Source organism: Mycobacterium lentiflavum (assembly GCF_022374895.2).
Lineage (GTDB): Bacteria > Actinomycetota > Actinomycetes > Mycobacteriales > Mycobacteriaceae > Mycobacterium > Mycobacterium lentiflavum.
This window is the reverse complement of record NZ_CP092423.2, coordinates 3,056,481-3,070,203: the sequence shown is the minus strand read 5'-3', so window position 1 is coordinate 3,070,203 and position 13,723 is coordinate 3,056,481. Positions and strand designations below refer to the sequence as shown.

Genomic DNA, 13,723 nt, shown 5'->3' with positions numbered 1-13,723 from the left:
CACACTAGAACGTGTTCTGGTTTTACGGGGCTCGTCTGGATAGGGATATCGAATGAGCGTGTTGGACTTGTTTGACCTGCGCGGCAGGACGGCCCTGGTGACCGGGGCGTCCACCGGTATCGGCAAAAAAGTGGCCGAGGCCTATTTGCAAGCCGGTGCACAAGTGGCCATTGCGGCACGCCATACCGAGGTCTTGACGAAGGTCGCCGCCGAGCTCGCCGCGGCCGGTGACAAGGTCGTGCCGATCACCTGCGACGTGACCCAACCCGATCAGGTGAACCGAATGGTCGACCAGGTGATTGCGGAGATGGGCGGCATCGACATTGCCGTCTGCAATGCCGGGATCATCAATCTGAAGGCGATGCTGGACATGTCGCCGGACGAATTCCAGGCCATCCAGGACACGAATGTGAACGGCGTATTCCTCACCGCGCAGGCGGCGGCCCGCGCGATGGTCGGCCAGGGCCGCGGCGGCGCCATCATCACCACCGCCTCGATGTCCGGCCACATCATCAACGTCCCGCAGCAGGCGGGCCACTACTGCACCTCCAAGGCCGCGGTCATCCACCTGACCAAAGCGCTGGCCGTCGAGCTCGCGCCGCACAACATCCGGGTGAACAGCGTCAGCCCGGGCTACATCCTCACCGAGCTCGTCGAACCGATGGCGGAGTATCACCGGCTGTGGGAGCCCAAGATTCCGCTTGGCCGCATCGGCCGGCCGGAGGAACTCGTCGGCCTCTACGTCTACCTGGCCAGCGACGCGTCCAGCTACATGACCGGTTCGGACGTCGTGATCGACGGCGGCTACACCATCCCGTGAGAACCATCCCGTGAGAACTCACTGAACCAGGCAGGGGCGGCCGAAGCGGGTTCGCACACCCGGCGAATACAGGCCGCGCAGTCGATCGCCGGCCGGACGCACCGCACTGGCGTCGACCAGCTCGTCGCTCAGCTCGACGATGTGCGCCGCGCGCAACGGCCACGGTCCGTGCTCGTTGGGCACCCACCACGTCCGGCCGGCCCGGCGCGTGTGGGCGCCCCAGCGAGCGGTGAGCCAGACCTCCAGCGGCGTCGGCTCCACCACGTCCCCCAGGGCGACGGTCAGCCGGCTGCACAGGCCGCGGCGCGGCCAGCGGCGCACGCTGCCGTAGGTGATGTGGTCGCCGTCGCGCGTCAGCCGCATTTTGGCCCAGGTGTAGGGGACGCCGAGGCCGATCCGGGTGACGGGTACGACGGCCAGGCGAGCGGTTTCCAGCGACCGGAACAGGACACCGTGCCGGCCGGCGTCGTCGATCGAATACAGCCGGACGTTGGTCTCCAGGAACCGGCCGAAGTACGGAAGCCGCAGCGCGGTACCGACTTTCGTGCTCGCCATCATGAACGGGACCAACGCAACGTAGGTCAGCCCGTCGGCGAAGACGTCCGGCCTCGTCCCCGGTGGGTACAGGTGCGCGACGCCGTCGGGATCGACCGGCCAGTGCACGAACGTCAGGTCGCTCCACTGCTGGTCGAAGGTGACCGGGCCAGGCAGCGGTGGCGGTGTGACCGGGTAACCGGCGAGCGGCTCATCAGGTTGCCCGGTCGCGGTCATCTCATCATCGTGACACGCCCACGACTCAACGCTTCAGGAGCCGTCGATGATCCACTGCCGCGCTTGCTCGAGCTGTCCGGCTGGAAAATGCCGGATCTCGGCCGACACGAAATGCGAGGCCAGATGCTCGGCGATATCTCCCAGGTGCGAGTCGGTCACCACTCCGATTTTCTTGACGTGCCGGTGATGGTCCCGAACGAAGCGCAGGTGGGTGACCATCGACCCAAAACTGTCCCAACCCGGGAACGACGCCGCATTGACAATCAGGCCGGCAAGGTCGCCCTGGGCCTCGATCAGGGGATCAACCGCTTGCGCGAGTTCGACGAAATCTTGCTTGTCGAGCGCGGCCTTCGGCCGCACCTCCAAGATGGAATGCTCTTTGTCCAAATCGTATTCGATCATGTTGGGCTCCTTGATGATCGGTTCGTCGCCGAGGACGGCGATGCCGTCATGATGCCGCGCGCCGACAGGTGCCGATAAGGGCACAAAGGCATCACGAAGCTCCTAAAAAGGCTCTATCCCTCGATCTCGCCGGAGATTCCACGCTCGATGCTGGCCTGTGTGGTGGCGGGCAACACGATCAGCCCGTCGAGTTCTTTGCGGGCCGACTCATAGGCGCTTTGCCGCTCCTGCGGCGCGGCGGCGGCGTCGGAAGCCATCCGCAACAGGCGCTGGGCGCGGGTGATGCGCTGTTGTTCATCGCGTGAGAAGTCGTTGCGGCGTCTGCGTATTGCTTCGGCCTCGGCGACGTTGAACGCGGTCACGTAATCCTCGACGGCGACTTGATAGCGCGCGGCGGATTCGCGGTCGTCGAGCAGATCCTCGGCCTTGACGGGCCGCAACAGGTCCGCGCGCAGCTTGGCCTTGTGAAAAGCGACGGTCAGCGGATCGCGCAGATCCGTCATCAGCGGGAAGTCGAGCAGCTTGGCGAAGTCGAGTTCGTACTCCAGCCAGCGGGTGTCGGTGCGATGGTGCTCGTCGAGGATCCGTCGCAGCGAGCGCCATTGCGCGGCTTGACTGATGGCGTTGGGTTCGGGCGGCGGCGCCGGGGGCGCTGGCGCATCGGAGGCTCGCCGCTTGTTCGCGCCGAAGGCCCGCAGCGCGCCGATGGCCAGGCCCACCAGCGGCAGCAGCAGAATGAGGAGCTCCGCCAGCCGGATGATCAGACCCATGTGGCCAGGATGCCACCGGGAGCTTTGTGCGGCCGAGTTGTCAACGCGAGCCCAGTGCGCCACCGAGGTATTGAGCGCGGCAGGCCAGGCGGGCCAGCTTTCCACTGGTGGTGCGGGGAATGGCGCCGGCGGGCAACAAGCGCACGTCGGAAACGGCCAGGCCATGGCGGTGCGATACCGCGGCCTTTATCGCCTCGATCGCCGGTTGCGGATCGTCGCGACTCGTGCCCGCCGCGCGCTCGGCAATGATCACCACGCCACCGTCGTCCGGCAGCGAGAAGGCCGTCACGTAGCCGCGTCGCACCATCGGTGACGCCTCGGCGGCGGTGGCCTCGATGTCCTGCGGGTAGTGGTTGCGGCCGTCGACGACCACCAGGTCCGCGATGCGGCCGGCGACATAGAGCTCGCCGTCCACATACACGGCCAAGTCGCCGGTTCGCAGCCACGAGCTATCCGCCGCCGACCCTTCCGCACGGCTGCCTTCGGCCAGCCGCGATTGCAGGTGCGCGTGGAATGTCCGCTGGGTTTCTTCGGGGCGTCGCCAATAGCCGCGGCCCACGTTGGCGCCCTGCAACCAGACTTCGCCGACCATGCCGTCGGGCAGTTCGTCGGCGGTTTCGGGGTCGACGATCGCCGCCCGCAGGCTACGAGCCGGCCGACCGCACGATACGTGGGCCACCGCGCCGGGCGCATCCGCGCCGACGCGCACCGCGCTACCCGCGCCCAGCTGTTCGCGGTCGAGGTAGACAACCTTCGCCTCGGCGGCCGGCTCGATCGTGGAGATCAACAGCGTCGCCTCGGCGATGCCGTACGAGGGCTTGAATGCGGTGTGCGGCAACCCGTACGGCGCGAAAGTCTTGTTGAACGTCGCGATCGCCTCGATGCTGACCGGCTCGGAGCCGATGATCAGCACGACATTGCTCAGGTCGACGTCGTCGCCGGCCGCAGGCAGGCCGCGCTGTGCCGTCCACTCGTAGGCGAAGTTGGGTGCGGCGGTGACCACATTGCCTTCCCTCGACCCCGCGGCCAACGCCTGGATCCATCGCTGCGGCCGGCGCACAAACGCGGTCGGCGACATCAACGTGGAATGCCCGCCGTACACCGCGGGAAAGCCGATCATCGACAGCCCCATATCGTGGTAGAGCGGCAGCCAGCTCACCCCGTGGGTGTTCCGGTTCAACAGATCGATCGACAGAATCATTTGCGTCAGGTTGGTGCCCACGGCCCGGTGGGTGATCTCGACGCCGACCGGCGGCCGGGTCGAACCGGAGGTGTACTGCAGGTGGGAAACCCGGTCGATGTCCAGCTCTACGGGGACGAACGCCTCCCCCGCCGAGTCGGGGATCTGATCGATGACCACGACGTGCGGTTGGCGCAGCTGGGCGCACTGGGTCAGGAATTCTTCGACCGCGTCTTTCGCCGCCGCGGTCGTCAGCACCACGGTCGGCTCGGAATCGCGCAGCGCCGTCTCGAGGCGCTCGGCGTGGCCCGGGAGCTCGGGCGCGAACAATGGCACCGCGATGGTTCCCGCCTTGATTGCGGCGTAGAAGCCGGCGACGTAGTCGATGCCCTGCGGCGCCAGAACCGCCACCCGGTCGCTATTACCCGCGAACTGCTGGATGCGTCCGGCGATGGCTTCCAACCGGACACCCAATTGGGCCCAGGTCACTTCCAGGGCGTGGCCTGCTGCGCGGGCGTAGTCCAGGTAGCGGTACGCGATGGAATCACCCACATTTCGGATGTTGCGCTCGATCAGAGAAATCAGTGTGGTCCCCGGGGGCAACGAGATCTCGCCGTCGGCGTCCAGGCAATCTTCTATTCGTAGCAGGCCTTTTGGAGCCACGGAGTCCTGTCGGGAACCGTCATCCATATCCGCAGTCTAGGTGCGCCGCGACACCGCGCTTCGGATCCGGCCGTCGGCTAGAGTGCGAGTCGACACCGCCGCGGGGGCCTTGAGGAGCAACCGTGGACTCTGCCGAGCAGCACCCCGAGACGCGCGCCGGCGCACTGGCCCGAGTGCTCGCTTATCGCGCTCGGTGGCGGGCCAAGGCGCTGCCGGTTCGGGTGAGCCTCGCCGTCCTGGGCGGCGTGTTGCTCATCGCCTCGATTCCGCTGATTGTGTTGCTCCCCGAAGTCGGGATCCCCGCGCTGCTGGTCGCTTTTCGCTTGCTCGCGGTTGAAGCGCTGTGGGCTGCGCGCGCCTACGCCTGGACGGATTGGCGCTTTTCCCAAGTGCAGCACTGGTTCCATCGCCAGTCTCGTGGTGTTCGCGCCGTCATCGTGGTGAGCCTGATTCTGCTGGCGGTGGCAATCGTCGTTGTCTTTGTCTACGAGTTCATTTAAGGCCACGCGGCGCCAACCAATCTAGAGTTACCTAGGCGTTTCCACTGTTCAACGAGAGCGACGCGTGCACAGCAGCGCGATAGATTGGTTGCCGCCTTGCCCGCGCCGATGGCCCCGACCAATCTTCGTACTCGAAGACGGCCGTACGGTCACCGGGGTAACCGGCTGACGTTGGCGAAACATGTTGGTAGTCAGCTACATCCAGAGTTTCGCGATCGCACCGGCCAGGGCTTCGGGGTCCTGCTCGTCGGTGTTGCAGCTGACCGCGACGGACGTCGTGCGGTCCTTGCTCACCCGAAACGCAGTCACGAATCCCCCCCATTCGCCGTCGTGATCGAGTGTGCCGTTGGCCAGCAGGAAGATTCCCGCGCCGTAGCGGTCACCACCGCCCGGATCGGTCGGCACTGCGCCCTTCAGTTGCGCGTCGAGCAATGCGGTGCCGCCCACCCGGCCGGTACGGTAATTGTCGGCCCAGTAGACCAGTTGGGTGGGCGTGGTCTGGATGCCGCCGTCGCCGACCTGTTCCCAGCCGGTTGTGGTGGCGTGATAGTCGTCGCTGTCCGCTTCGTACCCGACGGCCTTGCCGGGAATCGGTCCGGTCGGATCCAGGACCATGGCCAAGCCGAGCGGATGGAAGATCTGTTCGGCGAGGAACTGCGGCAACGGTTCCCGCGCCACCCGGCGGACAATCTCGCCGAGCAGCAGGTAATTGGAGTTCGAGTATTCAAACTGGGAGCCGGGCGCGAACGTCAGCTTCGGCATGGCGGCCACCGCCCGCACCGCCTGATCCTGGGTGGTGCGGTCGCCGAACTGATACCCCTGCGCCTCGAGCAGTCCGACGTAGTCGGGGATGCCGCTGGTCTGGTGCATCAGTTGTCCGACGTTGACGGTCCCCGCCCAGGCCGGCAGCTCGGGCAGATGCTGGGACAGCGGGTCGTCGAGCGTCAGCCTGCCGGCGTCGACGAGCAACAGCAGCGCCGAGGCGGTGAACTGCTTGGACACCGACGCGATATCGAACAGCGTCTCCGACGTCAGCGGGGCCTCGGCCGCCACATCGGCCAGGCCGCGCACCCCGGTCCAGATGACCTGGCCCCTGACACCCACCGCGGCCGAGCACCCGGGAGCGCCTTCGTCGATCGCATCGTTCAGGACCTTCTGGCTGGCCAGCTTCGCGGCCTTAGCGTTAGCCGGTTCCGCCGAGCTGGTTTTCGGCGCGGCCGGCTGAGTGCTGCTGCAGGCGCCGAGCAACAACGCGATTGCGAGAAGGAGCGCCGGCCGTTTCGCCATACGGTGAATGATGGCGTCTCTGCACGCAATCCACTACATCCAGAGCTTCGCCAACGAGTCGGTCAGGGCTTCCGGGATCTGGTCATCGGTGTTGCAACTGACGGCGATGGACGTCTGCCGATCCTTGCTGACGCGGAATGCCGTGACGAAGCCGGGCGAGGCGCCGTCGTGGTCGAGCGTGCCGTCGGCCTTGATGTAGATCCCGGCGCCGTAGTGCACAGGGATGCCGGGCCCGATCTCCACCGCCCCGGCCAGCTGCGCCTCCAGCAGCTTGGGCCCACCCACGCGACCGGTCCGGTAATTGTCACCCCACTGAACCAGCTGGCTGGGCGAGGCTTGGACCGCGCCGTCGCCGATTTGTTCCCACGCGGAAGTGGTCATCCGGTATCCGTCGCTACCGCCGGCATAGGAGACGGCCTTGTGCGGAACCCCGCCGACGGGATCCATCACCATCCCCAGGCCGAGCGGGCCAAAGATTTCCGTGCTGAGAAACTGCGGCAGCGGCTGTCCCGACACCCGGTGCACGATCTCGCCGAGCAACAAATAGTTGGAGTCGGAGTACCGGAATTGGCTGCCCGGCTGGTAATTCAGCTTCGGCACCGCCGCCACGGCCTGCAGCGCTTGCTCCTGCGTGGTCCGGTCGCTGACCGCGAACCCCTGCTTTGCCAGCAGCCCTTCGTATTCGGGGATACCGCTGGTTTGGTGGATCAACTGGGTGATCGTGATGGTGGCGGCCCACTTGGGGAATTCCGGCAGGTGCTGGGCGAGCGTGTCGTTGAGGGTCAGCTTTCCGGCATCAACGAGCAACAGGGCGGCGGCGGCGGTGAACTGCTTGGACACCGAGCCGATATCGAACACGGTGTCAGGGGTGATCTTGTCGCCGGTCGCCGTGTCGGCGATGCCGCGCACTCCGGTCCACACCACGGTGCCCTTGGAACCCACCGCGGCCGAGCAGCCCGGTGTCGTGGCGTTGACCGCGTCGTCGAGCACCCGCTGACTGTTGGCCTTGGCCAGCGGGTTGTCGTTGGGGGTGACGGCGGCGCTGCTGGTAGAGGTGGGCGCTTTCGACGCGGGGGTGACAGTAACCTTGTCGCAGCCGCTGAGCGATAACACGACCGCGCACAACACCAGCGATATTCGCGTGTTCCGATGGGATGGCCACGCGACGCCACGCCCGGCGAAGCCAGAAGGTCCGCTCGAAATCATCTGTCCACCAAAGCTTTCCATCGCGCATTGGACTGCCCGCCCGGTGTCCGGCCGCGGTCGGCGGTAACCGCCGCACACGGTGAGTATGCACGTGCGGCCGCCGGTGTGTGCCGGATTTCACCGGCCTCGAGGCCCGCGCCGGCCCAGGTCCGCACCGCGGCGCCGGTGTCCATCGCGGTGGCGGTAGGGTACGCGGCTATGTCGGGTCGCAAGTTTTCGTTCGAGGTCAATCGGACCTGTAGCGCGCCTGCCGCAACGGTGTTCGGGCTGTTGGCGGACGGCGCCAATTGGTCGAGCTGGGCCAAGCCGGTGGTGCTGCGCTCGAGCTGGGCGCGCCAAGGTGATCCGGCGCCGGGCGGGGTCGGCGCGATTCGTCAGATCGGTGTGCCTCCGATCCTGGCGCGCGAGGAGATCGTCGAGTACGAGCAGGATCGCCGGCAGGTTTACAAGTTGGTCGGGCCGTCTCCGGCAAAGGATTACCTGGGCGAGGTGGTCTTGACGCCCAACGCGGCCGGCGGTACCGACATCCGCTGGTCGGGATCGTTCGTCGAGAGAATTCGCGGTACCGGGCCTGCGACGCGCGCGGCGCTGGGCGGTGCGGTGAAGCTTCTCGCGGATCGGCTGGTGAAGGCGGCCGAGCGCTGATCTAGCGGCGCGGGCTAGGGGTTGTTGGCCTGCTGTTCGGTCAGCTGTGCTTGCTGCATGTCTTGTTCAAACTGCTGCTGTGCCGCTTCGTTTTGTTGCTCGGCCTGCTGCTCGGACAACAGCAACTGCTGCTGGGCCAGTTGCTGTTGTAGTTGCGCGTCGTCGTTGTCGTCGGCGGCGAAGCGCACGTGGCCGAACATGTCGGTGGTGGCCTCGACAGGGGCCGCGTCGAGGAAGGCCAGTATCGCGATGCCCGCGACGCCGGCCGAGACGATCCGCATGAACTGCTTCTGACGAGGGGTGCTCATGCTCCAGGTATGCGCCGCGTTCTTAGCTCTCAACTGGGAAGCGGCTAGCGCCGCACTATGAAAACCGGCGCTGTCAGTTGCGCCGGGCGTGTCGGACCACACCCAACTATTAAGCTGGCCTAAGGGATTGACGTCGTCATCGCCGGGGCGGTCCCAACGGGCTGATGCTGGCCAGCGAACTGGCATTGAACGGGATCCGTCCGGTGGTGCTGGACCCGATGCCCGGCCCTAACCCGATGCGGTGCCGCGGAACTTCGCCGGGCACTCACGCGGTGGTCCGGGCTGTGCGCGACTACTTTTTCGCGTTGAGCTCGTCCTGGTATTTCTTGGTCATGTGCTCGACGGCCTGGTTCTGCGACTCCGCCAGCCCTTCGCGCGCTGCGCTGGCCCGGGCGGCCGCATCCAGTGTCGGCTGCGCCTGACCCTGGAAGTGCGGCATCACCTCGGCGGCGAACAATTCGGCTGACCGTTTAGTGGCCTCCGGATTGGCCCACTCGTGGCCCATCTGAAGCATGCAGCCGAAGCCACCGGACTGATCCCACATCCGCTGCACCTGCGCGCGCGCCCGCTCCGGGGTGCCGATCACGCCCGCGCCGTTCTCGTTGATGACGTCGATCATCTCGTCGATCTGCTCGCCCGGCATCGTCATCTGCGGGAACGCGGCCACCTTCTGGAAATACCGGAACCACGGCTCGAGACCGAATTTCACGTCTTCGCGCGCCTGCTTGTCGGTTTCGGCGACATGGAACGGCCCGACCAGGCTCCAGTTCCGGCGATCGACCTCGGTGCCGAATACCGCGGCGCGTTCTTCGACGATGTCCCAGTGATATTGCAGCGCATTGAAGCCCTCGATGGTCAGCGTCGCGCCGATGGAGAGCAGGCCGATGCCGTGCCTGCCGGCCAGCCGGGCGCCGGTCGGGGAAGCGACCGCGGCCACCGCCAGTGGAACCCCACCGTCGGAGTACGGGGCAAGCTGCAGCTTGGCGTTGTGGAGTTCGTGGGTGGGGGTCTTGGCGCTCACCGTTTCCCCCCGCAGCAGCCGGACCACGATGTCGAGGTTGGTGTCCAACAGCTCCCGGGTGTCGGTCGGGGTCAGCCCGATCATCGACGAGTCGCTGGGCAGCGAGCCGGGGCCCACCCCGCCGATCACCCGGCCATGGGTGAGATGGTCCAGCATCATCAGCCGGTCGGCGACCCACAGCGGGTTGTGATACGAGAGCGAGATAACCCCGGTACAGAGCTTGATCCGCTTGGTCCGCTCGGCGGCGGCGGCAATGAAGATCTCCGGGGACGCGATGATTTCGCTGCCGGCCGAGTGATGCTCGCCGATCCACGCTTCGTCGAAGCCCAGGGCGTCGAGGTGTTGGACGAACTCCAGGTCGCGCTGGATGGCCAGCGTCGGGTTGGTGCCCGCGCGGTGGAACGGCGCGATGAAATATCCGAACCTGAGCTTCGCCATTGAAGGTCTCCTTGCAGTCACGTTGCGGAGAACCATAACTCAGGCTGGCGACCCGGTGAACAGATCAACGGCGCGACGTCGTGGGTTGTCTGCGACGCCGCGTGGGGCGGAGATTTGCTCAGCCGAGGGGGTCAGGTTGACATAACCCCCTCGGCTACCGCGAGCACGTGTTAATGGCGCAAGGCGCGGTCAGGTACCACCGCAGATGTTGCCGACGCAACCGCCGCCACCACCGGGTCCGCCGCCGCCACCTCCGACGCCGGGGATACTGCCGCTACCGCCGCCGGGGCCGCCACCACCGGTGGGACCGCCCGGAACGCTGCCGCCGCCGCCGCCCGGTCCGCCGCCGCCGGTCGGTCCGCCGGGCACGGTGCCACCGCCGCCGCCCGGTCCGCCGCCGCCGGTCGGTCCGCCGGTGCCCGGGGCCGTTGACGGCGCGACGCCGGACGTCGTAGTGGTGGACGTCGTAGTGGTGGACGTCGTAGTGGTGGTGCTGCTAGGTGCTTTGTTGCCGCCTCCGCCGCAGCCAACCGTCAAAACGAGCATGGCGGCACCGCCGAAAATCGCAACTGCGGTCCGAGCTTCCGTTCTCATCAGACTCCCCTCCCGACACTCAGCGAACTCATTCGTTGGTACCCATTGGTGCCCGTCGCAAACCGCACGACTTGAAGCGGACATGCCAGTGGCCCATCTCGTAGTCGAGATGGGCCACCGGTTGCTTGGATGTGGGGTTCGTGCCTACCCGCAGTTGAGGCCCGAGATGCAGGCGACGAGGACGGCCTGGTGCACATTGCCGGGGGCGACGGCCACGTTGCGGCTCGCCGGCGTGGCGCTCGACGAAGAGTGGGTCACCGGGGCGGGCGCGGCGGCGGCCGGGCTGGGCCCGACTCCCCCGACTCCGACGACGAGTGCGAGTGCGCCCGCCGCACCAAAGGTCGTGATCGTCATCTTGGTTGAAGACTTCATCGAAGTGTCCTTTCGCCGGTCTGGTTGATCTGCTGCACGCCTGTTCAATAGCTAATGTACACCTATGCAACTGTTGCAGGAAGCGAAAATAGCCAGTGTGATCACTTTCACGTTTGGCGGGTATCACGCAACGCGTCCGGTGTGCGACGGCACAATGACGCCGTCGTCCGAACACGAAATCGTGGCGGGCCGAACCCGCGGCATCACGAAATATCAAGCCCGCCAAGTAGTTTCGCGGACCGATTGGCTGTGACGACTAGTCTTCCTTGGTGATCAGCTTGCGTAGCGCCACCCGATCCGGCTTGAGCAGCTCGGCGATGCGCGGCTTGTTCACCTCGGCGACGATGATCTCGCCCACCTCGGGGTAGACGTGGCTGAAGATCCCATGGGACTTCATCTTCTCGGTCTGATACAGGTTGTCCTCGGTCGGCGTCACGTAGTAGACCGCATCGGCCTTGAAGCGATGTACCAGCCAAAGGTGGATCAGCGTCATCAGCCGCTTCTGGCGCAGCTTCTCGCTGAAGGTGTTCTGGTCGCGCACCTGCAGGATGCTGCGGCCGTGCCGGTCCTTGATCGGGTCGACGACGACGTTGGCCAGCTGCTCCTGCGGGTCCGAGCCCTCGCCTTTGATCCCGAGCTCCAGCACGTCCGAGCCGGCGCGGCGGGGCCGCAGCGTGACCCGAAGTTTCTCGCCCAGCTGGTAGTGCTCGCTCCACAGCGCCAGCCACTCCTCCAGCAGCTTCTTAGGCACCTCCGTCTGCACCAGATGCTGGTGCTGGGTCGAGCCCTTGCCCATCGCCTTGGTGGTCGCGGTGCGGCCCGACGACGCGGCCAGCGCGGCGTCGCTGCGCGGACCACCGACCAGCGTCTGCGGCGTGCGGTAGGGCGACTCGACCAGGCGCATCTTGCGCTGCAGCCGGGCCAGCGCCAGCATGCCGTCCTGGCGCAGGTTGGTAGCGAACTCCTCGGCGGCGACGCCGTCGATCTGGTGCCCGCCATAGGTGATGAAGTTGAAGACGAAGCCCATCTTGCCCAGCTCCGCCGGGAACTGCTTCATCTCTTCGTCGGTCATGCCGGTGGTGTCCCAGTTGAACGACGGCGAGAGGTTGTACGCCAGCATCTGGTCGGGGAACTCGGCGTGAATCGCGTCGGCGAACTGCTTGGCGTCGGCCAGGTCTGCGGTCTTGGTCTCCATCCAGAGGATGTCGGCGAACGGCGCCGCCGCGAGCGATTTGGCGATCGCGTATGGAATGCCGCCGCGCACCTGGTAGTAGCCCTCGGGCGTCCTGGCCAGCTCGGGGCTCCAGTCCGGCGCGGCGCCCAGCTCGCGGGCCTTCTCGCGAGCCGCGTAATGCGACGTCCGGGCGGCGAACTTGCGCCAGTCGTCGGGACTCATGGTCGCCGGTTCGTCGTGTTCGCTTTCGCCGAATGCCAGCACTTCCGCCACCGCATCGGCGTAGGTCATCAGCCCGGCGTCGTCCTCCCATGCGGCGACGAACCGCGATTCGACCTGGTCGAAGAGGTCGTCGATCGAGTGTTGACCGTCCTGCCGCCACTGCGTGACCGCATCGGAGACCAGGCCCAGAATGCCTTGGCGCTCGAGCCAGGCGTTGGCGATGCCGTACTCGCCATCGGCGAGCGCATAGAGAAGATGACCGTTGAGCTCCTTGACGCCCAGCTCGTAGAAGCGCCGCATCAGCGCCAGGAAACAGGCCTTGTAGGACGGAATGTCCAAGTTGGTTGCGCCGAGCAGGAACGCTTGGTCGCGCTCGTCGGAGTTGCTGTCGATCAGGTTCGCCGCCTCGGCGTCGGTGCGCGCGACGATGATGCCTGGTACCCGCATGACGTCGAGCTGGAAGCGGGCGGCATTGAGGCGCTTGATCTGTTCGTCGGACGGCACCAAAACCTTGCCGCCCTGGTGACCGCACTTCTTGGTGCCCGGACGTTGGTCTTCGATGTGGTAGCCGGGCACGCCGACTTCGACGAAGCGGCGGATCAGGTTGCGCACGTGCGGGTCACCGCCGTGGCCGGTGTCGGCGTCGGCGATGATGAACGGCCGGAAGTCGTACTCCTTGGCCGCCGCGCGCTGCTGCTCGCTCATGTGCAGCCGCTGGTACTGCTGGTTTCGGTCGGCGGTCAGCAGCGCGCGCACCAGCACCGCGGCATCCTCGGGCACCTGGCTCAGTGGGTAGCTCGCCAGGTCGGGCCCCGGGTCTTCGGTGGTGGACCCCTTGGCCGAGGTTGCCCAGCCGCCGAGGTAGATCCCCTCGATGCCCATTCGCTTCATACTCACGGCCTGCCCGGGTGAGTACGGGCCGAAGGTCGTGATGCTCTTTTTTGCCGCGAAAAGCTCGCGCAGGCGGGGATAGAAGGCCGCGGCGGCTTCCCGGGCCACGGTGTAGTCGGTCGGTATCGTGCCGCGTTGCTCTGCTACCTGGCGGGCCGTATAGAGGCGGGTCTTGCCGGCAAAGCGTGGGTCGTCGAAGTATCGCTGTGTGGCGGCGACGTCTTCGTCGAATGGTGCGGGGACCTCGGTGTCCGCGTCGATGATGGCCATGGCTTTACGCTCCCCTTCCAGCGCGAGTCCGCTGAACGTGAGTCTAGCCCTGGACCTGTGATTTCAATCATGGGTAATTCGCCGCTTGCCGAGCCGGGCCAAAACTGTTGCCACACGGCGTACTCCGAATGGCTGCGCGGCGCGTCGCCGTCAGTGTGGAACATCTAAGAGATTGCGGTGCAATACTTT

Annotated in this window: 14 protein-coding genes and 1 pseudogene; 4 read left to right on the top strand and 11 right to left on the bottom strand. The window is 66.3% G+C overall.

Annotated elements, in window-relative coordinates; genetic code table 11:
- Positions 1–52 precede the first annotated feature (52 nt).
- Complete coding sequence (locus MJO58_RS14365) at positions 53–820, top strand: SDR family oxidoreductase (protein WP_090602558.1); 768 nt, start codon at positions 53–55, stop codon at positions 818–820.
- An 18-nt stretch (positions 821–838) separates the two neighbouring features.
- Here the strand turns inward: MJO58_RS14365 and MJO58_RS14360 are convergent, their stop codons facing one another.
- The 4 genes from MJO58_RS14360 to MJO58_RS14345 all read right to left on the bottom strand — a co-directional run bounded on the left by MJO58_RS14360 (position 839) and on the right by MJO58_RS14345 (position 4,633).
- Entirely contained in the window at positions 839–1,591 is a 753-nt protein-coding gene (locus MJO58_RS14360) for a YqjF family protein (protein ID WP_090602556.1), read from the bottom strand.
- A 33-nt stretch (positions 1,592–1,624) separates the two neighbouring features.
- Positions 1,625–1,993, bottom strand: coding sequence for a SpoIIAA family protein (locus MJO58_RS14355; protein ID WP_090609045.1), 369 nt, complete (start codon positions 1,991–1,993; stop codon positions 1,625–1,627).
- A gap of 113 nt (positions 1,994–2,106) precedes the next feature.
- Complete coding sequence (locus MJO58_RS14350; protein WP_090602553.1) at positions 2,107–2,763, bottom strand: hypothetical protein; 657 nt, start codon at positions 2,761–2,763, stop codon at positions 2,107–2,109.
- 40 nt (positions 2,764–2,803) lie between these two features.
- A complete protein-coding gene (locus tag MJO58_RS14345; RefSeq protein ID WP_090602550.1) occupies positions 2,804–4,633 on the bottom strand; it encodes a fatty acyl-AMP ligase in 1,830 nt (609 codons plus the stop codon).
- A gap of 95 nt (positions 4,634–4,728) precedes the next feature.
- Here MJO58_RS14345 and MJO58_RS14340 point away from each other — a divergent pair, with 95 nt between their 5' ends.
- The gene (locus tag MJO58_RS14340; protein ID WP_090602548.1) at positions 4,729–5,106 is read left to right on the top strand and encodes a hypothetical protein; all 378 of its coding nucleotides are present in this window, start codon (positions 4,729–4,731) and stop codon (positions 5,104–5,106) included.
- 195 nt (positions 5,107–5,301) lie between these two features.
- Here MJO58_RS14340 and MJO58_RS14335 read toward each other — a convergent pair whose 3' ends face one another.
- Together MJO58_RS14335 and MJO58_RS14330 are read right to left on the bottom strand one after the other, a co-directional pair.
- Positions 5,302–6,393: a serine hydrolase domain-containing protein gene (locus MJO58_RS14335; protein ID WP_090602544.1), complete on the bottom strand. Its 1,092-nt coding sequence runs from the start codon at positions 6,391–6,393 to the stop codon at positions 5,302–5,304.
- A gap of 33 nt (positions 6,394–6,426) precedes the next feature.
- Complete coding sequence (locus tag MJO58_RS14330; RefSeq protein WP_090602541.1) at positions 6,427–7,599, bottom strand: serine hydrolase domain-containing protein; 1,173 nt, start codon at positions 7,597–7,599, stop codon at positions 6,427–6,429.
- A 198-nt stretch (positions 7,600–7,797) separates the two neighbouring features.
- On the opposite strand from MJO58_RS14330, the gene MJO58_RS14325 reads away from it, so the two are divergent.
- The gene (locus MJO58_RS14325; RefSeq protein ID WP_090602538.1) at positions 7,798–8,244 is read left to right on the top strand and encodes an SRPBCC family protein; all 447 of its coding nucleotides are present in this window, start codon (positions 7,798–7,800) and stop codon (positions 8,242–8,244) included.
- 14 nt (positions 8,245–8,258) lie between these two features.
- Here the strand turns inward: MJO58_RS14325 and MJO58_RS14320 are convergent, their stop codons facing one another.
- A complete protein-coding gene (locus MJO58_RS14320; protein ID WP_239719815.1) occupies positions 8,259–8,525 on the bottom strand; it encodes a hypothetical protein in 267 nt (88 codons plus the stop codon).
- A gap of 153 nt (positions 8,526–8,678) precedes the next feature.
- Here MJO58_RS14320 and MJO58_RS14315 point away from each other — a divergent pair.
- Positions 8,679–8,785: pseudogene (locus tag MJO58_RS14315) on the top strand (FAD-dependent monooxygenase); the annotation flags it as partial.
- A 59-nt stretch (positions 8,786–8,844) separates the two neighbouring features.
- Here MJO58_RS14315 and MJO58_RS14310 read toward each other — a convergent pair.
- The 4 genes from MJO58_RS14310 to aceA all read right to left on the bottom strand — a co-directional run bounded on the left by MJO58_RS14310 (position 8,845) and on the right by aceA (position 13,534).
- On the bottom strand, positions 8,845–10,011 hold the full coding sequence (locus MJO58_RS14310) for an LLM class flavin-dependent oxidoreductase (protein WP_090602532.1): 1,167 nt from the start codon (positions 10,009–10,011) through the stop codon (positions 8,845–8,847).
- A gap of 189 nt (positions 10,012–10,200) precedes the next feature.
- Positions 10,201–10,605: a hypothetical protein gene (locus tag MJO58_RS14305; RefSeq protein WP_090602530.1), complete on the bottom strand. Its 405-nt coding sequence runs from the start codon at positions 10,603–10,605 to the stop codon at positions 10,201–10,203.
- A gap of 144 nt (positions 10,606–10,749) precedes the next feature.
- Positions 10,750–10,977, bottom strand: coding sequence for a hypothetical protein (locus MJO58_RS14300; protein WP_139043275.1), 228 nt, complete (start codon positions 10,975–10,977; stop codon positions 10,750–10,752).
- A 256-nt stretch (positions 10,978–11,233) separates the two neighbouring features.
- Positions 11,234–13,534 (bottom strand): isocitrate lyase ICL2, encoded by a 2,301-nt coding sequence (gene aceA / locus MJO58_RS14295; protein WP_239719814.1) that lies wholly within the window; start codon positions 13,532–13,534, stop codon positions 11,234–11,236.
- Between the last annotated feature and the right edge of the window lie 189 nt (positions 13,535–13,723).